The 23,363-nt window shown below is 70.9% G+C and carries 26 protein-coding genes; 9 read left to right on the top strand and 17 right to left on the bottom strand.

All coding sequences use genetic code 11. The features are described 5' to 3' along the window. Nucleotides 1-145: 145 nt before the first annotated feature. From WAF18_RS03360 to crtB, 6 genes are read left to right on the top strand one after another with little or no spacing between them, the layout of a single operon-like run. The gene (locus WAF18_RS03360; protein WP_337243866.1) at nucleotides 146-1,036 is read left to right on the top strand and encodes a polyprenyl synthetase family protein; all 891 of its coding nucleotides are present in this window, start codon (nucleotides 146-148) and stop codon (nucleotides 1,034-1,036) included. After that, nucleotides 1,033-2,109 (top strand): type 2 isopentenyl-diphosphate Delta-isomerase, encoded by a 1,077-nt coding sequence (fni, locus tag WAF18_RS03355; RefSeq protein WP_337243865.1) that lies wholly within the window; start codon nucleotides 1,033-1,035, stop codon nucleotides 2,107-2,109. Before WAF18_RS03360 ends, fni begins: the two co-directional genes overlap by 4 nt. Continuing rightward, nucleotides 2,106-3,386, top strand: coding sequence for a glycosyltransferase (locus WAF18_RS03350; protein ID WP_337243864.1), 1,281 nt, complete (start codon nucleotides 2,106-2,108; stop codon nucleotides 3,384-3,386). The genes fni and WAF18_RS03350 overlap by 4 nt, the downstream gene beginning before the upstream one ends. Continuing rightward, nucleotides 3,386-4,555: a lycopene beta-cyclase CrtY gene (gene crtY, locus WAF18_RS03345; RefSeq protein ID WP_337243863.1), complete on the top strand. Its 1,170-nt coding sequence runs from the start codon at nucleotides 3,386-3,388 to the stop codon at nucleotides 4,553-4,555. The genes WAF18_RS03350 and crtY overlap by 1 nt, the downstream gene beginning before the upstream one ends. Continuing rightward, nucleotides 4,552-6,042, top strand: a complete 1,491-nt coding sequence (locus WAF18_RS03340; RefSeq protein ID WP_337243862.1) for a phytoene desaturase — start codon at nucleotides 4,552-4,554, stop codon at nucleotides 6,040-6,042. Before crtY ends, WAF18_RS03340 begins: the two co-directional genes overlap by 4 nt. Continuing rightward, complete coding sequence (gene crtB / locus WAF18_RS03335; RefSeq protein ID WP_337243861.1) at nucleotides 6,039-6,983, top strand: 15-cis-phytoene synthase CrtB; 945 nt, start codon at nucleotides 6,039-6,041, stop codon at nucleotides 6,981-6,983. The genes WAF18_RS03340 and crtB overlap by 4 nt, the downstream gene beginning before the upstream one ends. On the opposite strand, the gene WAF18_RS03330 is transcribed toward crtB, so the two are convergent. After that, complete coding sequence (locus tag WAF18_RS03330; RefSeq protein ID WP_337243860.1) at nucleotides 6,966-7,478, bottom strand: sterol desaturase family protein; 513 nt, start codon at nucleotides 7,476-7,478, stop codon at nucleotides 6,966-6,968. The two genes, crtB and WAF18_RS03330, sit on opposite strands and share 18 nt — an antisense overlap. 87 nt (nucleotides 7,479-7,565) lie before the next feature. Here WAF18_RS03330 and WAF18_RS03325 point away from each other — a divergent pair, with 87 nt between their 5' ends. After that, complete coding sequence (locus tag WAF18_RS03325; RefSeq protein ID WP_337243859.1) at nucleotides 7,566-8,177, top strand: DUF2585 family protein; 612 nt, start codon at nucleotides 7,566-7,568, stop codon at nucleotides 8,175-8,177. Between the two features lie 25 nt (nucleotides 8,178-8,202). On the opposite strand, the gene WAF18_RS03320 is transcribed toward WAF18_RS03325, so the two are convergent. Next, nucleotides 8,203-9,429 carry an MFS transporter gene (locus tag WAF18_RS03320; protein WP_337243858.1) on the bottom strand — a complete coding sequence of 409 codons (1,227 nt, stop codon included), beginning with the start codon at nucleotides 9,427-9,429 and terminating at the stop codon, nucleotides 8,203-8,205. Nucleotides 9,430-9,595: 166 nt separating this feature from the next. Between WAF18_RS03320 and WAF18_RS03315 the strand changes: the two genes are divergently transcribed. Further along, nucleotides 9,596-10,051 (top strand): GNAT family N-acetyltransferase, encoded by a 456-nt coding sequence (locus tag WAF18_RS03315; RefSeq protein ID WP_183424755.1) that lies wholly within the window; start codon nucleotides 9,596-9,598, stop codon nucleotides 10,049-10,051. An 18-nt stretch (nucleotides 10,052-10,069) separates the two neighbouring features. Here WAF18_RS03315 and WAF18_RS03310 read toward each other — a convergent pair whose 3' ends face one another. The 10 genes from WAF18_RS03310 to WAF18_RS03265 form a co-directional block, all read right to left on the bottom strand. Continuing rightward, nucleotides 10,070-10,381, bottom strand: a complete 312-nt coding sequence (locus tag WAF18_RS03310) for a hypothetical protein (RefSeq protein WP_337243857.1) — start codon at nucleotides 10,379-10,381, stop codon at nucleotides 10,070-10,072. Further along, complete coding sequence (locus WAF18_RS03305; protein WP_183424757.1) at nucleotides 10,378-10,710, bottom strand: hypothetical protein; 333 nt, start codon at nucleotides 10,708-10,710, stop codon at nucleotides 10,378-10,380. Before WAF18_RS03305 ends, WAF18_RS03310 begins: the two co-directional genes overlap by 4 nt. Before the next feature lie 9 nt (nucleotides 10,711-10,719). Next, the gene (locus WAF18_RS03300; RefSeq protein ID WP_337243856.1) at nucleotides 10,720-11,388 is read right to left on the bottom strand and encodes a hypothetical protein; all 669 of its coding nucleotides are present in this window, start codon (nucleotides 11,386-11,388) and stop codon (nucleotides 10,720-10,722) included. Between the two features lie 40 nt (nucleotides 11,389-11,428). After that, complete coding sequence (locus WAF18_RS03295; RefSeq protein WP_337243855.1) at nucleotides 11,429-11,593, bottom strand: hypothetical protein; 165 nt, start codon at nucleotides 11,591-11,593, stop codon at nucleotides 11,429-11,431. Next, nucleotides 11,590-11,964, bottom strand: coding sequence for a hypothetical protein (locus WAF18_RS03290; RefSeq protein ID WP_337243854.1), 375 nt, complete (start codon nucleotides 11,962-11,964; stop codon nucleotides 11,590-11,592). Before WAF18_RS03290 ends, WAF18_RS03295 begins: the two co-directional genes overlap by 4 nt. Next, a complete protein-coding gene (locus tag WAF18_RS03285; protein ID WP_183424761.1) occupies nucleotides 11,965-12,225 on the bottom strand; it encodes a hypothetical protein in 261 nt (86 codons plus the stop codon). Between the two features lie 110 nt (nucleotides 12,226-12,335). Then, nucleotides 12,336-12,965, bottom strand: a complete 630-nt coding sequence (locus WAF18_RS03280; RefSeq protein ID WP_183424762.1) for a DUF2589 domain-containing protein — start codon at nucleotides 12,963-12,965, stop codon at nucleotides 12,336-12,338. A gap of 21 nt (nucleotides 12,966-12,986) precedes the next feature. Continuing rightward, nucleotides 12,987-13,538 (bottom strand): DUF2589 domain-containing protein, encoded by a 552-nt coding sequence (locus WAF18_RS03275; RefSeq protein ID WP_337243853.1) that lies wholly within the window; start codon nucleotides 13,536-13,538, stop codon nucleotides 12,987-12,989. Between the two features lie 36 nt (nucleotides 13,539-13,574). Further along, nucleotides 13,575-14,123, bottom strand: a complete 549-nt coding sequence (locus WAF18_RS03270; protein WP_337243852.1) for a glycosyl hydrolase 108 family protein — start codon at nucleotides 14,121-14,123, stop codon at nucleotides 13,575-13,577. A gap of 382 nt (nucleotides 14,124-14,505) precedes the next feature. Next, nucleotides 14,506-15,180 carry a response regulator transcription factor gene (locus WAF18_RS03265; RefSeq protein WP_337243851.1) on the bottom strand — a complete coding sequence of 225 codons (675 nt, stop codon included), beginning with the start codon at nucleotides 15,178-15,180 and terminating at the stop codon, nucleotides 14,506-14,508. Between the two features lie 307 nt (nucleotides 15,181-15,487). On the opposite strand from WAF18_RS03265, the gene WAF18_RS03260 reads away from it, so the two are divergent. After that, nucleotides 15,488-16,048 carry a winged helix-turn-helix domain-containing protein gene (locus WAF18_RS03260; RefSeq protein ID WP_337243850.1) on the top strand — a complete coding sequence of 187 codons (561 nt, stop codon included), beginning with the start codon at nucleotides 15,488-15,490 and terminating at the stop codon, nucleotides 16,046-16,048. A gap of 105 nt (nucleotides 16,049-16,153) precedes the next feature. Here the strand turns inward: WAF18_RS03260 and WAF18_RS03255 are convergent, their stop codons facing one another. The 5 genes from WAF18_RS03255 to kdpB form a co-directional block, all read right to left on the bottom strand. Next, on the bottom strand, nucleotides 16,154-17,134 hold the full coding sequence (locus tag WAF18_RS03255) for an NAD(P)H-quinone oxidoreductase (protein ID WP_337243849.1): 981 nt from the start codon (nucleotides 17,132-17,134) through the stop codon (nucleotides 16,154-16,156). A 124-nt stretch (nucleotides 17,135-17,258) separates the two neighbouring features. Then, complete coding sequence (locus tag WAF18_RS03250) at nucleotides 17,259-18,002, bottom strand: response regulator transcription factor (RefSeq protein ID WP_337243848.1); 744 nt, start codon at nucleotides 18,000-18,002, stop codon at nucleotides 17,259-17,261. Continuing rightward, nucleotides 17,986-20,670, bottom strand: coding sequence for a sensor histidine kinase KdpD (locus tag WAF18_RS03245; RefSeq protein ID WP_337243847.1), 2,685 nt, complete (start codon nucleotides 20,668-20,670; stop codon nucleotides 17,986-17,988). Before WAF18_RS03245 ends, WAF18_RS03250 begins: the two co-directional genes overlap by 17 nt. A 4-nt stretch (nucleotides 20,671-20,674) precedes the next feature. Further along, a complete protein-coding gene (kdpC, locus tag WAF18_RS03240) occupies nucleotides 20,675-21,280 on the bottom strand; it encodes a potassium-transporting ATPase subunit KdpC (RefSeq protein WP_337243846.1) in 606 nt (201 codons plus the stop codon). A 10-nt stretch (nucleotides 21,281-21,290) separates the two neighbouring features. Beyond that, nucleotides 21,291-23,360 carry a potassium-transporting ATPase subunit KdpB gene (gene kdpB, locus WAF18_RS03235; protein WP_337243845.1) on the bottom strand — a complete coding sequence of 690 codons (2,070 nt, stop codon included), beginning with the start codon at nucleotides 23,358-23,360 and terminating at the stop codon, nucleotides 21,291-21,293. Nucleotides 23,361-23,363 lie beyond the last annotated feature (3 nt).

Below are 23,363 nucleotides of genomic sequence, written 5' to 3'. Positions count from 1 at the left end.
CCCGGTTTCGTGGGATGTGAACGCGGGCTCGACAGGGATTCGGCGAGGATTGGGGCGCACGTCCCTGCATCGCACGCCGTCGTCCGCGACCGGCCTTCGGTCGTGAGGGCTATCACGTCGTTTCCCTGCACCTCGAGGAATCTCCATGCGCGCTCTGGTCGTTCCGCTGCAGGATGCGCCGTCGCCCGAACGCCTGAGAGGCCGCATCGATGCGCGCCTGTCCGAACTGCTGCCTCGGCCCGCCGATCATCGCGATCTGGTGTGCATGGCGATGCGCGAGGCTGCGCTCGCGGCGGGCAAGCGGACGCGCCCATTGATGGTCCTGATCGCGGGCCGGGAGCTCGGCGGCGATCCGGCGGCTTTGCTCGACCTGGGCTGCGCGGTGGAGATGGTGCATGCCGCCTCGCTGGTGCTCGACGACATGCCGTGCATGGACAACGCCACGCTCCGCCGCGGCCGGCCGACGATCCACCGCCGTTTCGGCGAGGACGTCGCGGCGCTGGCCTCGGTCGGGCTGCTCAGCCAGGCATTCGCGACGGTCGCGGCCTTGCCGGGCGTCGCCCCCACCGCGCGTACGCGCATGGTCGGAGTGCTCGCCACGGCGATCGGACCCCAGGGATTGGTGCGCGGCCAGTGCCTGGATCTGCGCGACAGCGGCGCACGCGCCGCCGACGACATCGCCGACACCAACCATCTCAAGACTGGCGCGCTGTTCGCGGCGGCGCTGGAGATGGCCGCGCTGCTCGCCGATGCCGACGACGCCACGCGGCGCGCGCTCGGCCGGGTCGCGCTTGAGCTGGGGCAGGCGTTCCAGCTCCAGGACGATCTGCGTGACCGCCACGACAGTGCGTCCACCGGCAAGGACAGCCACCAGGACGCGGGCAAGTCGACCCTGTTGGCATTGCTCGGCGCCGACGAAGTCGAGCGCCGCCTGCGTGCGCATCTGCGGCGCGCCCGCGACACGCTGGCGGACATCTACGGCGAGGACAGCGCGCTGGAGGCGTACTGCAGCCGCCTGTTCGGAGCGTCGCGATGAAGCTGGCATCCGGTGCCGGCGATGTCGCGCCGCTGGTGGCCCGCAAGAACGATCACCTGGACATCGTGCTCGACGACGCCCGTGCCCGCACGCGTGTGGCGACCGGCCTGGCCGACTACGCGTTCGAGCACTGCGCGCTGCCCGAGCTCGACCTCGACGCGATCGATCTGGGCACCACGCTGTTCGGACGCCCGCTGCGCGCGCCGCTGCTGATCAGCTCGATGACCGGCGGCGCACTGCGCGCGACCGCGATCAACCGTCACCTCGCCGAGGCCGCGCAATCGCTGGGCATCGCGCTGGCCGTGGGCTCGCAGCGGGTGGCGCTGGAAACGCAGGCCGACCACGGTCTGACCCGGGACCTGCGGCGGCGCGCGCCCGACGTGCCGATCCTCGCCAATCTCGGCGCTGCGCAACTGCGTGACGACGGCCCCGACCTCGCACGACGTGCGGTCGAGATGATCGACGCCGACGCGTTGATCGTACATCTCAACCCGCTGCAGGAAGCGGTCCAGCGCGGCGGCGATCGCGACTGGCGCGGCATTCTCGGTGCGATCGAGCACCTGGCCGCACGCACGTCGGTCCCGCTGGTGGCCAAGGAAGTGGGCGCCGGCCTGTCGCCGGCTGTCGCCCGGCGCCTGTGGGATGCGGGCGTGTCGGTGATCGACGTCGCCGGCGCCGGTGGCACCAGTTGGGCCGCGGTCGAGGCCGAGCGCGCGCGCGATCCTGCGGACCGGGCCGTGGCGATGGCCTTTGCCGGCTGGGGCATTCCGACCGCGCAGGCGATCACCGACGTCCGCCAAGCGCTGCCCGAGGCCACACTGATCGCCTCGGGCGGGATCCGCGACGGCGTCGACGCCGCCAAGGCAATCGCGCTGGGCGCCGATCTCGTTGGTCAGGCCGCATCGTTGCTCGCCAGCGCGGTGGTCTCGACCGAGGCGGTCATCGCGCATTTCGAGATCGTGATACGGCAGTTGCGGATCGCCTGTTTCTGCACCGCCAGCCGTGACCTCAGCGCCCTGCGCAATGCGCCCCTACGCGATCAGCGTGGCGACCGCATCTCGCCGCCCGCATGACCCATTTCGCGTTCGTCGCCCCGCCTTTTCCCAGCCACATGCGCGCGCTGCAGACAGTCGCGCAGGCACTGATCGATCGCGGCCACCAGGCCACCTTCTTCCACCTGCCCGAGGCCGCGGCCTGGCTCACCGACCCACGCATCGGCTTTCGTGCGGTCGGGGCGGCCGACCAGCCTGCCGGCACGTTGGCCGCGATGCTGCGGCGGGCCGCGCGGCCCGGTGGGCCCTTGGGCCTGCGCCGCGTGATCCAGGACGTCGCCGAGTCGACCGACCTGCTGTGCCGCACGCTGCCCGATGCCTTCGCGCGCGCCGGTATCGACGCAGTGGTCTGCGATCAGATGGAGGCGGCCGGCGGCCTGGTGGCCGAGGCGCTCGGCCTGCCCTACGTCTCGGTCGCCTGCGCGCTGCCGGTCAACCGCGAGCCCGGCGTGCCGCTGCCGGTGATGCCGTGGGCCTACGCCGACGACGACCGGACGCGGCAACTGTGCGAGGCCAGCAGCCGCGTCTACGACCGCCTGATGGCGCCGCACGGCCGGGTGATCGCGCGCCACGCGGCAGCGTTCGGTCTGCCGCCGCGCCACGCGCTGCACGACTGCCTGTCGCCGTATGCACAGCTCAGCCAGACCGTCGTCGGGTTGGAGTTCCCGCGCCGCGCGCTGCCCGCGCACTTCCATCATGTCGGCCCGTTGCGCGACGCTGCGCCCGATCCGCCGCTGACCTTGGACCTGGCGACGGACCGGCCAGTGGTGTTCGCGTCGCTGGGCACCCTGCAAGGCCAGCGGCTGGCGATCTTCCGCCGCATCGTGCGCGCCTGCCGCCGGCTGGATGCGCATCTGGTACTGGCCCACTGCGGTGGCCTGTCGCCGGCCCAGGCGCGCAGCCTGCAGGTGCCCGGTGCGGTCGAGGTCGTGGACTTCGTGCCGCAGCGCGCGATGCTCGCACGCGCCGATGCGGTGATCTCGCACGCCGGGCTCAATACCGTCCTCGATGCCTGCGTCGCCGGCACCCCGATCCTCGCGCTGCCGATCACCTTCGATCAGCCGGGTGTCGCGGCCCGTGTGGTCCATGCCGGCGCCGGCCTGAAGGCCTCCGCGCACCTGGCCGGCGCCAGCCGCTTGCAACGCCTGCTGACCCGGCTGCTCGCCGAACCGGACTTCCGGCAGCGCGCGCAGGCGCTGGGCGTCGCGGCGCAGGCCGCGGGCGGCAGCGCGCGTGCCGCCAGGATCGCAGAGGCCGTGGCGACCAGCGCCCGCCCGGTGTTGGCCGAGGCCGCCTGATGGATGCGCACCATGACCTGATCCTGGTCGGCGGCGGGTTGGCCAACGCGCTGATCGCGCTGCGCCTGCGCGATACCCATCCCGACCTACGCGTGCTGATGCTCGAGCGCGGCCCCCAGCCCTGCGGCAACCACACCTGGTCGTTCCACGACAGCGACCTGACCGACGCGCAGCGGCATTGGCTGGCGCCGCTGGTGCATCGCCACTGGCCCGCGTATACGGTGCGTTTTCCCCAGCGGCAGCGGCGCCTGGACAGCGGCTATGCCAGCGTGCTGTCCGAGGATCTCGGGGCGCGGCTGCGCGACGCGCTCGGCGATGCACTGCGCTGCGAGACGTCGGTCGTCGATCTGGCGCCGACGCAGGTCGTGCTCGGAGATGGCCGCACACTCAGCGCGGGCGCCGTGATCGACGGCCGCGGCGCACGTCGGAGCCCGTTCATGACGCTCGGCCACCAGGCGTTTCTCGGCCGCGTGCTGCGCACCGCGCAACCGCATGGGCTCGAACTGCCGGTGATCATGGACGCCGATGTGGCCCAGGGGCTGGGCTATCGCTTCGTCTACCTGCTGCCGTTCTCCGCCGACACCGTGCTGGTGGAGGACACCCACTATGTCGACGACGACCGGCCCGATTTCGATGCGCTCGGCGCGAACATCGACCGCTACGCACGCGACCGCGGGTGGCAGGTGGCGGCCTGCCTGCGCGAGGAACGCGGCGTGCTGCCGATCGTGCTCGACGGCGATATCGATGCGTTCTGGGACGAAGGCGGACGTCAACCGCGCACCGGCCTCGCCGCCGGGTTGTTCCACGCCACCACCGGCTACTCGCTGCCGCACGCCGTCCGGCTCGCCGACCGCATCGTCGCAAGCCAAAAGCTCGATGCCGAGTCCCTGTACGCACTCACCCGGGACGAAGCGCGCGCGCACTGGCAGCGTCAGACGTTCTTCCGCGCGCTCAACCGCATGCTGTTCCGCGCCGGCCGCCCGCAAGACCGCTGGCGTGTGATGCAGCGCTTCTACGGCCTGCCGGCCGGTCTCATCGCCCGGTTCTATGCCGACCGGCTGCAACTGCTCGACAAGCTGCGCATCGTCGCCGGCAAGCCGCCGGTGCCGGTCGCGGCGGCTTGGCGCGCCGTGCGCGGCACCCCTATCGCCTCGAGGAACATGCAATGACGTCACCCAAACGCGCCGTGGTCATCGGCGCGGGTTTCGGCGGGCTCGCGCTCGCCATCCGGCTGCAGGCCGGCGGCTGGCAGACCACGCTGCTCGAAAAGCGCGACAAGCCGGGCGGCCGCGCCTACGTCTACGAAGACCAGGGCTTCGTCTTCGACGCCGGCCCGACCGTGATCACCGACCCTTCGGCGCTGGAAGAATTGTTCGCGCTGGCCGGCCGGCGCATGGCCGACTACATCGAGCTGCTGCCCGTCGAGCCGTTCTATCGGCTGTGTTGGGAGGATGGCTCGCACTTCGACTATGCCAACGACCAGGATGCGCTCGACCGCCAGATCCACGCGCGCAATCCGGCCGATGTCGCCGGCTATCGGCGTTTTCTGGCGTATTCCAAGGACGTCTTCGAGGCCGGCTATGTCGAACTGGGCGCAGTGCCATTCCTGTCGTTCCGCGACATGCTCGCAGCCGGCCCGCGTCTGGCCCGGCTGCAGGCCTGGAAGAGCGTGTACGGCATGGTGGCGCGCTTCATCCAGGACGAGCAGCTGCGCCAGGCATTCTCGTTCCATTCGCTGCTGGTCGGCGGCAATCCGTTCAAGACCTCGTCCATCTACACGCTGATCCACGCGCTGGAGCGGCAGTGGGGGGTGTGGTTCCCGCGTGGCGGCACCGGTGCGCTGGTGCGCGGGCTGGTGCGGCTGTTCGAGGACATGGGCGGGCGCATCGAACTCAATGCGGACGTCGCCCGGATCGAGGTCGCGCAGTCGCGCGCCACCGGCGTGAAGTTGACCGACGGCCGGCAGTTCGCGCTCGACGCGCTGGCCTCCAATGCCGATGTCGTGCACACCTACGATCGCTTGCTCGGCCACCATCCGCGCGGCGCACAGCAGGCGGCCGCGCTCAAACGCAAGCGCTTCAGCATGTCGCTGTTCGTGTTGTACTTCGGCCTCGATCGCCGTCACGAGCAGTTGCGGCATCACACCGTGTGCTTCGGCCAGCGCTACCGCGGACTGATCGATGAGATCTTCGACGGCCCGACGCTCCCCAACGACTTCTCGCTCTACCTGCATGCGCCCTGCGCAACCGACCCATCGCTCGCGCCGCCGGGCTGCGGCAGCCACTACGTGCTCGCGCCGGTGCCGCACCTGGGCAATGCCGACATCGACTGGGACGTCGAAGGCCCGCGCTATCGCGACCGCATCTTCGACTACCTCGAGCGCTTCTACATGCCCGGCCTGCGCGAGCAGCTGGTCACCAGCCGCTTCATCACCCCATTCGATTTCCGCGACACGCTCAATGCGCATCATGGCTCGGCGTTCTCGCTCGAACCGGTACTGACCCAGAGCGCGTGGTTCCGTCCGCACAATCGCGACGCCGACATCGCCAATCTCTACCTCGTCGGCGCCGGCACCCACCCCGGTGCCGGCATCCCCGGCGTCGTGGGCTCGGCCAAGGCCACCGCTGCCCTGATGCTCGACAGCGCGGCGCCATGAGCGCCGCGCTGCTCGCGCACGCACATCGCACGATCGCGGTCGGCTCCAGAAGCTTCGCCACCGCGTCGCGCCTGTTCGATGCCCACACCCGTCGCAGCGCCGTGCTGCTGTACGCCTGGTGCCGCCACTGCGATGACGTCGTCGATGGCCAGCATCTGGGCGGGGGCGGTGCGGCCGATCCGGACGGCCGCGGTGCCGAGCGGCTGCGCATGCTCTATGCGCAGACCCGGCAGGCCTACGCGGGCGAGACGATGACCGAGCCTGCCTTCGCCGCGCTGCAGGCCGTCGCCCTCGCGCACCGCATCCCGATCGCGCTGCCGCTGGCGCATCTGGACGGCTTCGCGATGGACGTCGACGGACATCGTTACGACACGCTCGACGACACGCTGCGCTACTGCTACCACGTCGCCGGCGTGGTCGGCCTGATGATGGCGCGCATCATGGGCGCGCACGACGAGGCCACGCTCGACCGCGCCTGCGATCTTGGCCTGGCGTTCCAGCTGACCAATATCGCGCGGGACATCGTCGACGACGCGCAGGTCGGCCGCTGCTATCTGCCCGAGACCTGGCTGGCCGCGCACCGGGTGCCGAGGGTCGAACTGGCCGCCCCCCAGTACCGGCAGGCCCTGGCCGAGATGGCCGCAGCGCTCGTACGCGCCGCCGAGCCCTACTACGCCTCCGCCGGGCACGGCCTGGCGGCGCTGCCGCTGCGCTCGGCGTGGGCGGTGGCCACCGCGCATGGGGTCTATCGCGAGATCGGCCTGCGGGTCGAACGCGAAGGCGCGCGGGCCTGGGACCAGCGCGTCAGCACCTCACGCGCGACCAAGCTGCGTCTGCTCCTGCGCGCCGCCGGCACCGCAGTGCGTTCGCGGCGGCGAGTCCCGCCAGCGCGCCCGGCGCAGCTGTTGCAGCGGCCGTTGACCTCAGACGCGGGGCGGTGACCTGCGCGCAGCGGGCCGGCGCAGCGGGCCGCCGTGGATGCGACGCAGGTCGGCCTTGAGCCGGTCCACCGACGGCGCCCACAGGAAGCCGAACGACACGCAGCCGTCCTTGCCGTCCACCGCGTGGTGCATACGATGGGCCTGGTACAGGCGCTTGAGATAGCCGCGGCGCGGCACGTAGCGGAACGGCCAGCGCTGGTGCACCAGGCCATCGTGCGCGATGAAGTAGAGCGCGCCATAGGCGGTCATGCCTGCGCCGATCCATTGCAGCGGCGGCCGGCCGTTCGTCCCCAGATAGATCAGCGCGATCGCGATGCCGGCAAACACCACCGCGAACAGGTCGTTCTTCTCGAAGCGCCCGCGCCGCGGCACATGGTGCGATCGATGCCAGCCCCATCCCCAGCCGTGCATGATGTATTTGTGCGCGGCCCAGGCCACCCACTCCATCGCAGCCAGCGTGCAGAGGAAGACCACAGTGTTGGTAAGCAGGGACATGGCCGGCGTCGCGGGCGGATGCGACAGCGTAACCACGCGCTGTGAAAGGCCGCGTCAGGGTCGCATGGCCCAACGGTCGCGGCGCCTGTGACCCGGCCGCGCTGCTGGCGCTCGGGCTGGCGCCTGGAGGACAGGCTGGCCTTCCCACGCCTGCGCTGGCTGCGCCACGACAGCCTGGTGGTGCTGGCCACGCTGGGCCTGCACGTGCTGTGGCTGCGCGTACTCGGTCGCAGCCTGGTCTGCCCCTGCGGCGTGGTCACGCTGTGGCAGGTCAGCGCCGACCCCGCGCAGAACTCCCAGCAGGTCGCCGATGCCTACTCGCTGCTGCACGTCATCTTCGGCATGGGGCTCTATCTGATCTTCACCTGGCTGCGTCCGCGCTGGCCGCGCATCGACCGCGCTGTGCTGGCGCTGATCTGCAGCACCGCCTGGGAGATCATCGAGAACACGCCTTGGGTCATCGCGCTGTTGAACAATGCGACCAACGCCGCGCCCGACTACCACGGCGACAGCCTCCTCAACTCGCTGGCCGACACCGGCTTTGCGATGCTCGGCTTCGCGATCGCCGCGCGTCTGCCCCTGCGGTGGATCATCGCGCTGGCACTGGCGCTCGAACTGAGCGTGAGCCTGCGCATCCATGATGGCTTCCTGCTCGCCACCGGCCGCCTGGTGCTCGGGCTCTTCGGACAGAGCGGGTGATCCCCACCGCGCGTAGGCGGCTCGTTTAGATCCGACCGCCCGGCGTGCGCGGCAGCAGCGCGGTCGCCAGTCCGAGCAGCGGCAGGAAGGCGGTGACGTGGTACACCCAGACGATGCCGCGCGCGTCCGCGAGTTGCCCAAGCGCGGCCGCGCCGATGCCGCCGATCCCGAACATCAGGCCGAACATCACGCCCGACACCATGCCCACGCGGCCGGGGACCGCCTCCTGCGCATAGACCACCAGCGCGGCGAACGCCGACGACATCACCAGGCCGATCACCACCGCCAGCACGGCCGTTGCCACCAGCCCGACGTACGGCAGCGCGAGCGCGAACGGCGCCACGCCCAGAAACGAGATCCAGATCACCGCCTTGCGCCCGATGCGATCGCCGACCGGACCGCCGGCGAATGTGCCCAGCGCGATCGCACCGAGGAACAGGAACAGGCAGACCTGGCTCTGCTGCACGCCCAGGCCGAAGCGCTCGATGAGGTAGAACGTGAAGTAGTTGGTGAACGAGGCGATGTAGACGAACTTCGCGAACATCAGCACCGCCACCACCGCGATCGCCTGGACGACCTTGCTGCGCGGCAATCCGCTGCCGCGGCGGCCCGCCAGGCTCGCCAGCCGCGCCTGACCGTGCTGTACCGACCAACGGGTGAGCCGCAGCAGCACGAACACCGCGAGCCCTGCGACCAGCATCAGCCAAGCGACCGCCGACTGCCCATGCGGGATCACGACCGCGGCCGCCAGCAGCGGTCCGATGGCTTGACCGGTATTGCCGCCGACCTGGAACGTCGACTGCGCGGTGCCGAAGCGCCCGCCCGATCCCATCCGCGCCACGCGCGAGGCCTCGGGATGGAACGTCGCCGAGCCGACGCCAACGATCGCCGCTGCCAGCAACAGCATCGGATAGCTGTGCGCGGCTGCCAGGGTCGCGATGCCGACGAACGTCACCGCCATACCGGCCGGCAGCAGATACGGCATCGGATGACGATCGGTGTACAGGCCGATCCACGGCTGCAGCAGCGAGGCGGTGATCTGGTAGACCAATGCGATGCCGCCGATCTGCCCGAAGCTCAGGTCGAAGTTGCTCTTGAGCATCGGGAAGATCGCCGGCAGCGTCGCCTGGATCAGATCGTTGAGCAGATGCGCGAACGCGGCGGCACCGACCACGCCGAGCGCGAAGCCCTGCGCAGGCGAGCTCGGATCGGATACGGCGGCGGTCGGGGGCTGAGGCGAAGGCTGGGACATCGAAGCTCGGTCGCGTCCGAGCGCTGCGGCCCGCGCGCCGCCGCGGGCAATGCCGGTAGCCTCGGGGCACATCGGCGGCGCCGGATGCGTCTATGTGGGGAACGGCAGCGTAGGCCATCGACGCCGGAGTGTCATGCGCCCGCACACGCGCCGGTATGCTGTGCGAATGCACGACCACGTCACCACCGGGTTCGCGCTGCGTCCTGCGCGGCTCGACGACATCGACGGCATCTTCCACGTCCGCACTTCGGTGCGCGAGAACGCGCTGAGCCTCGACGCGCTCGCGGCTCTGGGCATCACCCCCGCATCGATCGCGCAGATGGTGCAGGACGCGCCCTGCGCCTGGGTCGCATGCGACGGGCCGACGGTCGTGGGCTTTTCGATGGTCGACCTGGACGAAGGTGCGCTGTTCGCCGCGTTCGTGCTGCCGTCGCATGAGGGCCGCGGCATCGGCAAGGCGCTCGTGGCGCCGGCCGAGCACGCCTTGTTCGCGCGGCATCCAGTCGCCTGGCTCGAGACTGCCCGCGGCTCGCGCGCCGAGGGCTTCTACCGCCGCCTGGGCTGGGGCCAGGCATCCGACATCGGCGGCGGCGACATCCGGCTGGAGAAACAGCGTCCCTGACGCGCACCGGCAGTGCCGTCAGCGCGCCGCCGGCCCGAGCCCACCGGCAACCTTCGCGCGCGCCGCCCTGCGACGCTGCCAGCGCTCGAGCCGCGCCCATTCGAGCAGCAGCAGCGCCATGCCGCCGTTGAGCACCAGCTCGCCGGGCCAGATCGCCGCGTAGCCATGCCCGGTCGCCATCGCCGCGACCAGGCCGACGACATCGACGATGGCGCCGGCCGCGACCAACGTGCCGCACAGCTTGATGCCCCGGGGCTGCCCGGTGGCAGTCATCATCCACAGCGCGGCGACGATCAGCAGTGTGGTGACGATGAGGTAGGCGATGTTCATTGACGGTCCTCCGGGGCCGGGCCAACGAGGCGCGCGACCAGCCGCTCGGCCATCCGATCGCCACGACGCTGCAGCAGCCGTTGCACGATCGCGGTCGCCTGCAGTCCGAAGCAGCCGACCAGGAACGCGATGCCGGCTTGCAGGTGCGCACCGGCGCCGGCGAAGAAGCGCTCGTTGAGCGCCGGCCCGACGAACACCGCGACCAGTGCGCCACTGATCGCCCGCACCATCGCCCGGTGCCGCGACGGCGCATCGTCGAGGACCAGCGGCAACAGCGCGCCGCAGACCCCGGCCAGGACGATCCACAGCTGGATCAGCATGCTGTCCATGACCTGTCCTCACTTCGGCGACAGCACGACATCCGCGCCACGCACGCCGCGTACCGTGACGTCTCCACGCGGCGCGCTCGGAAGCACCACCGTGCGGCCCACCCAGCGGTCGCAGCTTGCGCCAGTGGTGCCCGCGGTGAACACGTGCCACTGCTGCTCCGCGTCCACGGCTGCCAGCTCCAATGCAATCCGGCACGGAGTTGCGCCACCTTGACGCCACTCGCCGGACCGCTCGCCCAGCGCGGCGGCGACCAGACGCAGTTCGACCGTCGTGTTGCCGGGCGCCGAGAGCGCCAGCGTGCGCGACCCGCTTGCCGTGACCGCATCGCCTGCCGGGCGCAGGGTCAGTGGCGTCAGCGACAGCCCGTCCAGGTGCACACGCCGGCCGTCGATCTGCACTGTCAGCCGGCGCCCGGACAGGCGGTCGCAGGCCGTGCCGCCATTGACCGACAGACCCGCCGTGTAGCCGACGCCCTCGCGCTTGAGCGGCAGCCGGCACGCCCATGGCGCACCGAGGCGCAGCTCGCCGCCGCCCGGCGTCAGTTGCAAGCGCACCGCATGCGGCACCGGACCGTCCCATCCGCTCCCAAGCCAGACGTCGGGGTCGGCGGCCTGGCCGGCGAGCGCCGGCAGCCAGGCGGCGAGCAATACGACGCTTCGAAGGATCCACTTGTCCATGTCATGTCCTCTGGTTCGTCGACCGCGCCATTGCGATCGATCAGCCCCACACGCGCCAGGCCGATGCCGCCGCCGTGGCCAGCACCGCCGCTGCCGTCGCCACGATCCAGGCGACGCTTCGCCTGCGCTTCGGGATCGGCGGCATCAAACGCGCGATCGCCTCGGCCATCTCCGGCGTCAGTTCGAACTCAACGGTGCGTCTCATCCCTGCATCCCGGCCGTGGGCAACGGCACGTCATCGAAGTACACCCGGATCTGGTCGCAGTCCTCGCCGTGCAGTTCGACCCGCAGCCGATGCACCACGTCCCGCCCACGCCGGCGCCCAAGCAGCCGCAACGCGTGCACGCGGCCGTCGGCATCGCGCCGCACGGTGCAGGCGATATGCAGCTCGGCATGGGCGAGGCGATGCCGCCGCCACGGGCGCAGGCTCTCGAGTGCGGTGCCGCCGCATGCGAGCCGCATCAGCGCGTCATGTCGGCAGCGCTGGAAGACCGCCTCCATGCGTGCGTGGCCATCGCGCACGGCGCCCTGGAAGGCCGCGACCAGCATCGCGAGCGGATAGCGCTGGGTCGCCACTCAGGCGCCCTCCATCCAGGCGGGCTTGCGTGGGAAGCCGACGTGGTAGCAGAGCCATTGCAGCACCACCTGATGCTCGCCGACCTGGAGAATGGTGAAGCTCTTCTCCAGCCCGACGATGCTGCCGCGCGGCGCGTCGGTCAGGCAGCGGTTGAGCAGCGCGCGCGCCGCCTCGACTTCCTCGTCGGTACGCATGCGCGTGGGATTGTCGGTCCCCACGACGATGCGCTTGACGAACTTCACATCGCTCAGGTCGAACATCGCCTGCTCTCCGTTCGTGTTCGGTTGGCATCTGTGCCGGAAAAGGCGTCGCGCCTTCATGTCGATTGCTGTGAAAGCGCGCCCGCGCACGCGGCGCGGGCGCGATGCGATCAGGTCACCGGCACCGGCGCGCTGATCTTCCTCGGTGCACAGGCCGTCTGCAGGATGTCGAGCACCCGCGCCAGGCCTTCGGGCATCCCGTTGTCCTCGGCATGCACGTTGACGTGGTACTTGGCCGAGTTGTCCGACGAGCGGGTGTTCTCCTTGTGCGTGGCGACCGAGCCCTGGATGCGGACCTTGGCGCTGAAAATCCCCCAGCCAACCTGCATCGTCGCGTCCAGGGTCGCCGAGGCGTCGGAGCTCTCCTTGCTGGAGAACGACGACTTCACCTCCATGTCGAAGGTGACATCCACGGTGTTGATCGACAGGTTGGGCACCTTGACGATCGCCAGCAGCGGCACCTCCAGTTCGACTTCCTCTTCATGGATGCCGGGGTTGGCCGGGTCGATGCTGTCCACCGGCCGCTTGAAGCGGAACGTGGCGGTACGCGTGCCGCCGACACCGGTGGGGTCGTTCGCCGGGTCCGGCGGCGGCAGGAAACCGATCACCTTGATGAAATCCGCAGTGGCCTGCGCGAGCCGGACCTGCGCGTCGCAGGCCGCGTTCAGCGGTCCGCCGATGAGGTCGCCCATCGGCAACCCTTGGAACTGATCGGAAATGTTGACGAGTTCGTTTGCCATGTCATTGCTCCTTGAAGTCCGCTAGACCGGAAGGTCGCCCTCCTCGGGCGGCCAGCTCTGGCCGACCGTGCGAAAGACGCCCTGGGTCTGCGCGAGATGGTTGATGAGTCTGGCGGCGCCGTCCGTCGGCTCGGAGCCCTCCACGCGCAACACCACGTGGACGGATCCTTGTCCACCAGCGACCGCCGCGCCGGTGTCGACGTTGATACGGGGCCTGGGCCCGCTGCCGCGGCGCGCCCAGGCGCGCTCGGGTGGATCGTCGCGGGCAGGTGTCTGCTCCTCGCGCGCGGTCAGCCCGCCCAGGTCGGCGTCGAAGGTGATCTCCACGTCCTTGATCCGCAGCACGTTGGTGGACACCAGCGGCAGCAGCGGCGCCCGGTAGAGATCCTCATCGCCGGCTTGCGCGTCGGGGTGCATCGACGGCAGCCGGATCACCACGCTCTTGGGCCGGTTGTCCTCGTCGAAGAACTCGCCCAGGTGCGCGGTCTGGTGCTGCTCGATCCGGTCCTGCGCCTCGATCACTGCGCCTGCAAGCGCTTCGATCAGGCTGTTGAGCGTTGTCTGTGTCGTCATGATGGGCGTCCTCGCCGGCAGGCGTCGGGTGTGCGTTCAACCGACCGTCGGATCGGCGGGAAAGGTCTCGACCCGCGCCAGCCAGCCGCGCAGGAAGCGCTGCAGCGAGGGCCGTCGCGCGACCAGCGTGCGGTAGTAATCGATGCGCCCTTTTCGATAGGCGAGATACACCGCGACCGGGTCGGCCGCCTGGAGCGCGGCGAACGTGCCTGGGCCGAACGCCCCGTCCACCTGCAGCCGCGGCTGCGCCCCCAGCTCGTTGAGCACGCGCTGCAGCAGCTTGATGGCGTTGGCACCGGCGTTGACATGGAAGTCGAACACGATCTCGGCCAAGGGCTGCAGTGCGATCGCATCGCCATGCAGCGGGTCCCAGTACAGCCGGCGATACAGCACGGCGGCTTGCGCATCGGTCAGCACGCGCAGGGACTCCAGGCTGGGGGCCACGCCGAGCAGGGCCTGTGCATGCCGGCGAAAGGTCGCGAACGTGATGCCTTTGTTGGTCGCGCCCCCCGGGTCGGCTGGATCGTTGACGTAGCCGCCCTCGAAGCGCAGCAAATGGGGGAAGAATTGTTGAAAGTCGGCCATGACATCCTCGTTTCGCGGCGCGCTGTGCGGTGGATGCAGCCTCGCCGACACCGCGCCCGGGCCCCATCGGCAGGATGCCGAGACCGCAATGCACGAATTCCGACCTTGCATGGCTCGCGCGCGCAGGCGTGCGGCGGTCGCGCCGATGACATCGGAGCTGGCGCCGCCAAGGATCGGCATCGCACCGATGGCGAGCCCTGTCCCCGGCGACAACAGTGCCGTGGACGCGCCGTTGCGCGCGACCGGAGCCGCGCCCCGCATGTCGATACGCCGTCTGCCGTTGCCCTGCCCGACAGCGCGCACGCGCGCGTGCGCGCCGACCGCCGCCGGTCGGGCGAGGGCGCGTTCCTGCGCGTCGGGTATGCGCGCAACGGGCATGCCGTCAGCCGGCGCCGTGCGCACCATCGGCGCCCGCCTCCTCCAGGCGGCTGATCCCTTCGCGCAGCGCATACCGGGTCAGGCCGGCGATGCCCGCAACGCCGAGCTTGGCGAACACGTGCTCACGATGGGTCGCCACCGTCTTCTCACTGATGTGCAGCCGCGCGGCAATCTGCCGCGTCGACCAGCCTTCGGCGTAAAGCTGGGTGATCTCGCGCTCGCGGCCAGTCAGCGGCGATGGGCCCAACGCCGCGTCGCGGTTGCGGTAGGCATCGATGAACACCGCTTCCAGTCCCGGGCTGAGCACCATGCGGCCACCTGCCACACCACGCAGCGCGGCAAGCAGGACCTCGACCGGATCGCGCTTGAGCACATAGCCGCGCGCGCCTGCATCGAAGGCCTCCTTGACCGCGCTGTGGCTGCCGGCATGCGCCAGGCACAGCACGCGCGCCTCGGGCGTCCTCGCCAGCAGGCGGCGGGTCGCCTCGATGCCGTTCATGCCCGACATCGCGGGTTCGACCACCGCGATGTCGAAGGCCAGGCGCTGGGCGAGTCGCAGCATCTCCAGGCCGTCGCCGGCCACCCCTGCGATCTCGAGCTGTGGATCGCCGGCAAGCAATGCACGCACGCCATCGCGCACCAGCGTCTGGCCGTCAGCCAGCAGAATGCGCAGCGTCATCGCGCACCTCCGCACATTCCCACGTCCGCGCACAACGCCTCGCGCCGTTGCGCAGTCGTCTCGTTCCCATGCCGTCGCCGGATCATCGCTCCCTCCCTAGCGTCGATGACGCGGCGATTGCCGCCTCCGGACCGAGCATCGCCAGCGCGCCGACCCAAGTCCTTCCGGAAAGCTTCCGGGCGGGCCACGCGCCACGGCATCCACCGATGCGCGACCCGCGCCGATCACAGGCGCGCGCGTTCCAACACGGACACGGACACGGACACGCGAAGACACCGGCATCTGCGCCGGCGCCACAGGAGGGCGAATGGCGAGCAAGATCCCGGGGGACTCGGGCCGATTCCGGATAGGCGACTGGATCGTCGTTCCCGCAGAGGGCCGCCTGCTGCGCGCAGGCCATCGCCGTCGCCTGGAACCCAGGACCATGACCTTGCTGTGCGCGCTGGCCGCGAGCAATGGCGCCGTCCGCAGCGCCGATGCCCTGCTCGATGCCTGCTGGCCCGGACAGGACCTGGGTGACAACGCAGTGCACAAGCACGTGGCGTTGCTGCGCGCCGCGCTGGGCGATAGCGCCCAGGCCCCGCGCTACATCGACACGCTGCACCGGCGCGGCTACCGGCTGCTGGTCCCGGTGGCGCCGGTCATCGCACACGGCGGGGTTGCCAGTGCAGAGGCCGATGCCGCCGCACTGGTGGCGGGCGCCTGCGCGCTGGACGATGTCCTGGATCCTGCGCCACGAATGCGCGATGCCGGTGTCGACGCCCTGGTGCTCGCACGCCTGGCCCGCGACAACCGCCGCTTGCGCACACTGTGCGCGGCCTTGCTGCGGCGGTGTCGGGGAGCCGAGCATGGGCCGCCGGTCGGCTGAGCCGTCACAACGCGGTGATCGAGCCGCGGGCCATCGGTTCTCCCATGTGCGGTCGCGCGCCTGGAACCGCGCGGCGCCGGCCTGCTGCGGGTGACGAGCCCGTGGCTATGCGACCTCGAGCACCACCTTTCCAACATGCGCGCCGGCCTCGAGATAGGCGTGCGCGGCCGCGGCGTCGGCCAACGGGAACGTGCGGTCGACGACTGCGCGGACCCGCCCCTCGGCGATCCACGGCCACACCCTCCGTTCGACCGCTTCGGCCAGCCGTGCCTTCTCGTCGGCGCTGCGCGGACGCAAGGTCGAGCCGGTGAGGACCGCCTGCTTCTGCATCAGCCGCATCACCGGCACGTCCAGCACCGCGCCGCCCAGCGCGGCGATGTAGACGATGCGCCCGCCCCGGTTGAGCGCGCGCAGCGTCGCCTCGAACGCCGGCGCGCCGACCATGTCCAGCGCCACGTCGACGCCGCCGTGCGCACGCGCGACCTCCGCGAAATCCTCGGTTCGCGTATCGACCGACACCTCTGCGCCCAGTGCGCGCGCCTGCGCGGCCTTCTCCGCGCCCCGGCTGCACGCCAGCACATGCGCCCCGGCCGCGCGCGCCATCTGGATCGCCGCCACGCCGATGCCCGAAGTCGCGCCATGCACCAGCAGCCATTCGTCGGCCTGCAGGGCGCCATGTTCGAACACGTTGGCGTAGACCGTGAACACGGTCTCGGGCAGCGCGGCGGCGTGGACCCAGTCCAGCCCGTCCGGTATCGGTAACACGTGACGGGCGTCGGCCAACGCGTGGGTCGCATAGCCGCCACCGCCCAGCAGCGCACAGACCCGGTCGCCCGGGCGCCATCGACCTGCGCCATGCACGATCTCGCCCGCCACCTCCAGGCCGAGCGTCTCCGGCGCGCCGGGCGGCGGCGGATAGCTTCCGAGGCGCTGCACGATGTCTGGCCGGTTGACGCCCGCCGCTCGCACCCGGATCAGCACCTGTCCCTCCGCCGGCACTGGCATCGGCAGGGCGACCGGATGCAGCGCATCCGCCTCGCCTTTGCCGTCGCGGATGGCGATGGCGGTCATGGTCGATGGCTGCATGGCGTTCCTGGGGTCTATCGCGAAGCGCCAGAGCATAGCCGCCCCCGCCTGACGGGCAGGTGCAGCCTGCGGGCCTGGTACACGGCAGGAAGCAACCCGCCGCCGAACCCGCGCGGCGATGCCGCTATGCGCCGCGCCGCTGGCCCGCGCCGTCGTCCAGAGCGATGAAGCGCAGTCCCACGCCCGGCTCGGTCGCGATGTAGCGCGGCGCGGCGGCGTCGTCGCCGAGCCTGGCGCGCAACTTGCCGACCAGGATACGCACGTAATGCGCGTCCTCGGTGTGGCTGGGCCCCCAGATCTCGCGCAGCAACTGCGGCTGAGTCAACACGCGGCCGGCATTGCGCAGCAGCATCGACAGCAAGGCGTACTCCTTGCGCGACAGCGCCAGCGGCGCGCCGTCCAAGCGCACCTCGCGGCGCGCAAGGTCGATGTGCAGGTGGCCATCATCGAACACCGGCGCCTCATTCGGGCCCTGCGCCTGCTGGCGCAGCAGCATGCGGATCCGCGCCATCAGTTCGGCCGTGCCGAATGGTTTGGTCACGTAGTCGTTCGCGCCCGCATCGAGCGCGGCGACCTTGCCGGCCTCGTCGTTGCGTACCGACAGCATCACCACCGGCACCTGCGACCAACTGCGGATCTCGCGCAGCACCGCGTGCCCGTCGATGTCGGGCAGTCCGATGTCGAGCACCACCAGGTCGGCGCCGCCTTCGGCCAGCAGTGTCAGCGCCCGTGCGCCGTCCTCGGCAAGCGCGACGCGGTAGCCCTGCGCGCGCAGGCTGATGTCCAGGAACCGCCGGATCTGCGGTTCGTCGTCGACGACCAGGATGCGCGCCGGCATCGACGCAGCAGACTCAGGCTTCGCCGGCATGGTCGGACTCCGGTTCTGGCGGGCGCTGCAGAGGCAGCTCGATCCGGATCAGCGTGCCGGTGCCGTCGGGCCCGCGCAACGCCGAGACCGCACCGCCGTGCGCACCGACCATACCCTGGCAGATCGTCAGTCCGAGGCCGGTACCTTTGCGGCCACGATCGCCGCGTTCGACGCTGTAGAACATGTCGAAGATGCGCGCACGCTCCTCGTCGAGGATCCCGGGGCCACGGTCTGCGACATCGATGCGCAGCACGTCCTGCGCAGTGTCTGGGGCCGCGCCCGGCAGCAGGCGCGCGGCCACTGTGATCGCCTCGCCCGGCGGCGAGAACCCGGCCGCGTTCTCGAGCACGTTGAACAGCGCCTGCTCGAGCAAGGCCGGATGCACCCACAGCGGCGGTAAGGCGGGCGCGAGGTCGAGCACGACGCGGACCTCGGGCCGATAGCGGCGCAGCCGCGCGACCGCCGAGCCGACGAGTTCGTCGACGCCGATCCAGTCGCGGTTGAGCGACAGCCCATCCTGGCCCAGCCGGGTCATGTCGAGCAGATTCTGGATGTAGCGGTCCAGGCGCTCGCCCTCGAGCACGATGGTCTCCAGCAGCGCGCGCCGGTCCGCCCCCTCCATCGCCTCGCCGTAGCTGGCCAGGCTGCCGGCCGAGCCGATCATCGAGGCCAGCGGCGAGCGCAGGTCGTGCGACACCGAAGACAGCAACGCCGCGCGCAGGCGTTCGGTCTCGCCTTCGACCCGGGCTCGCTCGAGCGCGCCCACCAGGCGCACGCGCGACGCCGCCTGTGCGATATCGTCGAGCATCGCCTGCGCGAGCCGGCGCTGCTCTAGTCCGGGGCGCGGGGCCTGCGCATCGAAGCGCAACGCGGCGACGCCGTGGACGGTGTCGCCGTCGCGGACCGGCAGCAGCCACCAGCGCAATGCCGATAGCGTGTCGGTATCGCGCCCCGCCGGTTCGCCGTGGCGACGCACCCAGTCCACTGCAGCCGGGTCGAGTCCGTCGGGCAACGTCGACGCGCTCATGGTCTCGTCGAGTTGCATCCAGACCTGCGCACCCAGGCCCTGCGCCAACGCGTCGCGGCCGGCCGCCAGCACCTGACCGAGGTCGGCCGCGGCGGCGAGCTCGCGCCCGAGCGTCTGCAGGCCGGTTGCATGCGCATTGGCCGCGCGCAACGCCAGCACCTGCTGCCGCAGCCGCGAAGCCAACCGCCCGGCGACCAACGCCGCGATCAGGAACAACGTCACCGTGACCACGCTGCGATGGGCCGCGATCTGGAAGGTGAAGCGCGGCTCGATGAAGAAAAAGTTGTAGCTGGCAAAGCTCAACACAGCGGTGACCACGGCCGTGGACATGCGCGTGCGCGCGGCCACCAGCACGACCGCGAGCATGAACAGCATCGACAGATCGTCCAGATGCAGCCAGCGTTGTGTCGCCCAACCCAGCGCGACCGCACCGAGCGTGACCCCGATCGCCCAGGCAACGCCCCGGCCGCCCATCGTGCGATCGCCGCGCCCCGCCCAACGTGCCCGCGCACGTGCGTCGGGCGTGCTGACGATCACGAGCTCAAAGCGTGCGCCCCGCTGCAGCAGGCGCTGGGTGAGCGTGCGGTTGAATGCGCGCGCGATGGGGCGCTCGCGCGTGCGGCCGAGCACGATCGAGGACGCGCCGATACGCTCGGCCTGGTCGAGCAATGCAGCGGCGACTTCGTCGCCGTGCACGACCTCGGTCGCAGCGCCGAGACTGCGGGCGAGTGCGAACGCACGGTCGAGTTCGAGCTGCCTGGCGGCATCGGGCGGCGCCCCCGACTGCACCGTGGTCACCGTCCAGGGCGCATCGCGGCGCTCGGCGATGCGCCGGCCCGCGCGCACCAGGTACTCGGAGGTGCCCAGACCGTCGATCGCGACCAGCACCCGGCGTCGCAACGCCGGCCCGGCACGTCCATGCGCCGCCTGCGATTCGCGCAGGTCGGCGTCGACGCGATCGGCCGCGACCTGCATTGCCAGTTCTCGCAGCGCGGCGAGGTTGGAGGGCGTGAAGAAGCCCTGCAGCGCCCGCGTCGCCTGCTCGGGCAGATAGACCTTGCCCGCCTCCAGCCGTTCGATCAGGTCGCGCGGCGGCAGGTCGACCAGGCGGATGTCGCGCAGGCGGTCGAACACGCTGTCGGGCACAGTCTCGGTCACGCGCACGCCGGTGATCGCATGCACGACGTCGTTGAGGCTCTCCAGGTGCTGGACGTTGACCGTCGTATGCACGTCGATCCCGGCATCGAGCAGTTCGACGACATCCTGCCAGCGCCGCTCGTGGCGGCTGCCTGGCGGGTTGCGGTGCGCGAGCTCGTCGACCAGTATCAGCGTCGGCCGACGCGCGAGCGCGGCGTCGATGTCGAAGGCCTCAAGCCAGCGGCCCCTGTAGGCGAGGCGCCGGCGCGGCAGCACCTCCATGCCTTCAAGCAACGCGGCGGTATCGGCCCGGCCATGGGTCTCGACGAACCCCACGAGCACCGTATGGCCCTGCGCCTGCAGCTCGCGTGCACGCGCCAGCATCGCCCAGGTCTTGCCGACGCCGGGCGCGGCGCCCAGGAACACCGTCAGGCGACCGCCACCATGCGCGCGGGCGGCATCGGCCAGCAGCGCATCGGCACGGGCGTCACGGTCGGCGGACATCGGCTTATTGTGCGCCGTCGCCCTGCGACTGCGCGTCGAGCGCGAGGTTGAGCGAGAGCACGTTCACCCGCGCCGCACCGAACAGGCCGAACGTGGGGCCCTGGGTGTGGGCATCGACCAGCGCCTGCACCCGCGCCGGGTCGAGGCCGCGTGCCGCCGCGACCCGCGCGACCTGCACGCGTGCCGCTGCCGGTCCGATGTGCGGGTCGATACCGCTGCCGGACCGGGTGATCAGCTCGTCCGGCACGTCCACAGCGGCGACGCCCTCACGCGCAGCGATGGCCTGGCGCGCGGCCGCGATCTCGGCCCGCAACGCCGGGTTGCCGCGCGACAGATTGCTGCCGGCCATCGCCATGGGGTCGTAGCCGGCTGCCGAAGGACGCGGCACGAACCAGCGCGCGCCCGCGAACGGCTGGCCGACCAGCGCCGAACCGACGATGCGGCCGTCGCGCTCGAGCAGGCTGCCCTGGGCCTGCGCCGGGAACAGCACACGTCCCAGCCCCGTGGCGAGCAGCGCATAACCCAGGCCGGCGACCAGCAGCGTGACCAGGGCCAGGCCCAGGGCCGGCCGCAGCAGGCCGGCCGGATGCGAAGACGGAAAGGCGGTCATAGGGAATCCTCTACAGGCCGATACTGGCGGCCAGCGCCAGGTCGATGAGCTTGATCGCGGCGAACGGCAGCAATACGCCGCCCAGGCCGTAGACGAGCATGTTCCGACGCAGCAGCGCGGTCGCACCGGAGGCGCGGAAGCGCACGCCGCGCAGCGCCAACGGAATCAGCAGCGGAATGATCGCGGCGTTGAACACCAGCGCCGCGAGCACCGCATTGCGCGGGCTCGACAGCCGCATCACGTCCAGCGCCGCCAAGGCCGGCACCGATGCGGCGAACAGCGCCGGCAGGATCGCGAAGTACTTGGACACGTCGTTGGCCAGCGAGAACGTCGTCAGCGCGCCGCGGGTGATCAGCTGCTGCTTGCCGACCTCGACCACGCGCAGCAGCTTGGCCGGATCGGAATCCAGATCGACCATGTTGCCGGCCTCCTTGGCGGCCTGGGTGCCGGCATGCATCGCCAGGCCCACGTCCGCCTGCGCCAGGGCGGGCGCGTCGTTGGTGCCGTCGCCGACCATCGCCACCAGCCGGCCCTGCGCCTGCTCGGCCCGGATGCGCGCGAGCTTGTCCTCCGGGCGCGCCTCGGCGATGTAGTCGTCGACGCCGGCCTCGGCGGCGATCGCGGCGGCGGTCAGCGGGTTGTCGCCGGTGATCATCACTGTGCGGATGCCCATGCCGCGCAGCTGCGCTAACTTCTCGCGGATGCCGGTCTTGACCACGTCCGACAGTTCGATCACGCCGAGCACGTGCGGGCCTTCGACGACCACCAGCGGCGTGGCGCCGCCACGTGCGACCTGCTCGACGCGTGCACGCAGTTCCGTCGGCACCGTGCCGCCCAGCGCCGCGACATGCGCGACGATCGCGTCCATCGCGCCCTTGCGGATCCGCCGCGGGGCATCGCCGCCGCCCAGGTCCACGCCGCTCATGCGCGTCTGTGCGGTGAACGGGACGAAGTGCGCCTGCTCCGGGGGCTCGAGCGACGCCCCAGGTCGCCGCGCCAGCCGCACGATGGACTTGCCCTCGGGCGTGGGATCGGCGAGCGAGGCGAGCAATGCGGCCTCGCGCAGCGCGTCGGGGTCGATTCCCGCCAGCGGATGCAGCGCGGTCGCCTGGCGATCGCCATGGGTGATCGTGCCGGTCTTGTCGAGCAGCAGCACGTCGATGTCGCCGGCCACCTCGACCGCCTTGCCCGACTTCGCCAGCACATTCGCCGACAGCGCGCGGTTCATGCCGGCGATGCCGATCGCCGGCAGCAGTCCGCCGATCGTGGTCGGGATCAGACACACCAACAGCGCGATCAGCAGCAAGGGATCGAGCGTCGCACCGACAAAGCCCGCGATCGCCGGCAGCGTGACCACCACGACCAGAAACGTCAGCGTCATGGTCGCCAGCAGCAGGCCCAGCGCGACCTCGTTGGGCGTCTTCTGCCGATTCGCCCCCTCGACCAGCGCGATCATGCGATCGAGGAAGCTGTGCCCGGCTTCGACCGTGACGCGCACGACGATCTCGTCGGACAACACCTTGGTGCCGCCGATCACGCCACTGCGATCGGTCCCCGCTTCGCGCAGCACCGGCGCCGATTCGCCGGTGACCGCCGCCTCGTTGATCGTGGCCAGCCCGAGCACGATCTCACCGTCGGCCGGCACCAACTCGCCTTCCGACACGATCACCAGATCGCCGGGCCGAAGCGCGGACGCGGCCACGCGTTCGGGCGCGTTGGTGGTCTGCGTCGAGGCGACCCGACGTGCGACCAGATCCTGGCGCGCGCGCCGCAACGAGGCGGCCTGTCCGCGGCCGCGCGCCTCGGCCATCGCCTCGGCGAAGTTGGCGAACAGCACGGTGATCGCCAGCAATCCGGTCACCGCCCATCCCAAACCGGGCGACGAGACCCGGCCGGTCACGGTCAGCGCGGCGGTCAGCAGGGTGCCGAGCCAGACCACGGCCATCACCGGATTGCGCAACGCGTGCTGCGGCGCGAGTTTGACGAACGCGTCGCGAGCCGCGGCGCGCAGGATGCCGGCATCGAACAGGGTGGGATTGGTCCCGCGCACGGGCGCGGCATCTTGGGAAAGAGAGGTCATCGA

It is taken from the genome of Luteimonas sp. gir, from assembly GCF_037198055.1.
Taxonomy (GTDB): Bacteria; Pseudomonadota; Gammaproteobacteria; order Xanthomonadales; family Xanthomonadaceae; genus Luteimonas; species Luteimonas citri_A.
Note: the sequence above shows the minus strand (reverse complement) of the source record. Positions and strands in the feature narration are given on the sequence as shown.

Bases quoted from the DNA above. Each gene is read 5' to 3' on its own strand.
- WAF18_RS03360 (WP_337243866.1), top strand. From the start codon at position 146: ATGCGCGCTCTGGTCGTTCCGCTGCAGGATGCGCCGTCGCCCGAACGC.
- fni (WP_337243865.1), top strand. From the start codon at position 1,033: ATGAAGCTGGCATCCGGTGCCGGCGATGTCGCGCCGCTGGTGGCCCGC.
- WAF18_RS03350 (WP_337243864.1), top strand. From the start codon at position 2,106: ATGACCCATTTCGCGTTCGTCGCCCCGCCTTTTCCCAGCCACATGCGC.
- crtY (WP_337243863.1), top strand. From the start codon at position 3,386: ATGGATGCGCACCATGACCTGATCCTGGTCGGCGGCGGGTTGGCCAAC.
- WAF18_RS03340 (WP_337243862.1), top strand. From the start codon at position 4,552: ATGACGTCACCCAAACGCGCCGTGGTCATCGGCGCGGGTTTCGGCGGG.
- crtB (WP_337243861.1), top strand. From the start codon at position 6,039: ATGAGCGCCGCGCTGCTCGCGCACGCACATCGCACGATCGCGGTCGGC.
- WAF18_RS03330 (WP_337243860.1), bottom strand. From the start codon at position 7,478: ATGTCCCTGCTTACCAACACTGTGGTCTTCCTCTGCACGCTGGCTGCG.
- WAF18_RS03320 (WP_337243858.1), bottom strand. From the start codon at position 9,429: ATGTCCCAGCCTTCGCCTCAGCCCCCGACCGCCGCCGTATCCGATCCG.
- WAF18_RS03315 (WP_183424755.1), top strand. From the start codon at position 9,596: ATGCACGACCACGTCACCACCGGGTTCGCGCTGCGTCCTGCGCGGCTC.
- WAF18_RS03310 (WP_337243857.1), bottom strand. From the start codon at position 10,381: ATGAACATCGCCTACCTCATCGTCACCACACTGCTGATCGTCGCCGCG.
- WAF18_RS03305 (WP_183424757.1), bottom strand. From the start codon at position 10,710: ATGGACAGCATGCTGATCCAGCTGTGGATCGTCCTGGCCGGGGTCTGC.
- WAF18_RS03300 (WP_337243856.1), bottom strand. From the start codon at position 11,388: ATGGACAAGTGGATCCTTCGAAGCGTCGTATTGCTCGCCGCCTGGCTG.
- WAF18_RS03295 (WP_337243855.1), bottom strand. From the start codon at position 11,593: ATGAGACGCACCGTTGAGTTCGAACTGACGCCGGAGATGGCCGAGGCG.
- WAF18_RS03285 (WP_183424761.1), bottom strand. From the start codon at position 12,225: ATGTTCGACCTGAGCGATGTGAAGTTCGTCAAGCGCATCGTCGTGGGG.
- WAF18_RS03280 (WP_183424762.1), bottom strand. From the start codon at position 12,965: ATGGCAAACGAACTCGTCAACATTTCCGATCAGTTCCAAGGGTTGCCG.
- WAF18_RS03275 (WP_337243853.1), bottom strand. From the start codon at position 13,538: ATGACGACACAGACAACGCTCAACAGCCTGATCGAAGCGCTTGCAGGC.
- WAF18_RS03270 (WP_337243852.1), bottom strand. From the start codon at position 14,123: ATGGCCGACTTTCAACAATTCTTCCCCCATTTGCTGCGCTTCGAGGGC.
- WAF18_RS03265 (WP_337243851.1), bottom strand. From the start codon at position 15,180: ATGACGCTGCGCATTCTGCTGGCTGACGGCCAGACGCTGGTGCGCGAT.
- WAF18_RS03260 (WP_337243850.1), top strand. From the start codon at position 15,488: ATGGCGAGCAAGATCCCGGGGGACTCGGGCCGATTCCGGATAGGCGAC.
- WAF18_RS03255 (WP_337243849.1), bottom strand. From the start codon at position 17,134: ATGCAGCCATCGACCATGACCGCCATCGCCATCCGCGACGGCAAAGGC.
- WAF18_RS03250 (WP_337243848.1), bottom strand. From the start codon at position 18,002: ATGCCGGCGAAGCCTGAGTCTGCTGCGTCGATGCCGGCGCGCATCCTG.
- WAF18_RS03245 (WP_337243847.1), bottom strand. From the start codon at position 20,670: ATGTCCGCCGACCGTGACGCCCGTGCCGATGCGCTGCTGGCCGATGCC.
- kdpC (WP_337243846.1), bottom strand. From the start codon at position 21,280: ATGACCGCCTTTCCGTCTTCGCATCCGGCCGGCCTGCTGCGGCCGGCC.
- kdpB (WP_337243845.1), bottom strand. From the start codon at position 23,360: ATGACCTCTCTTTCCCAAGATGCCGCGCCCGTGCGCGGGACCAATCCC.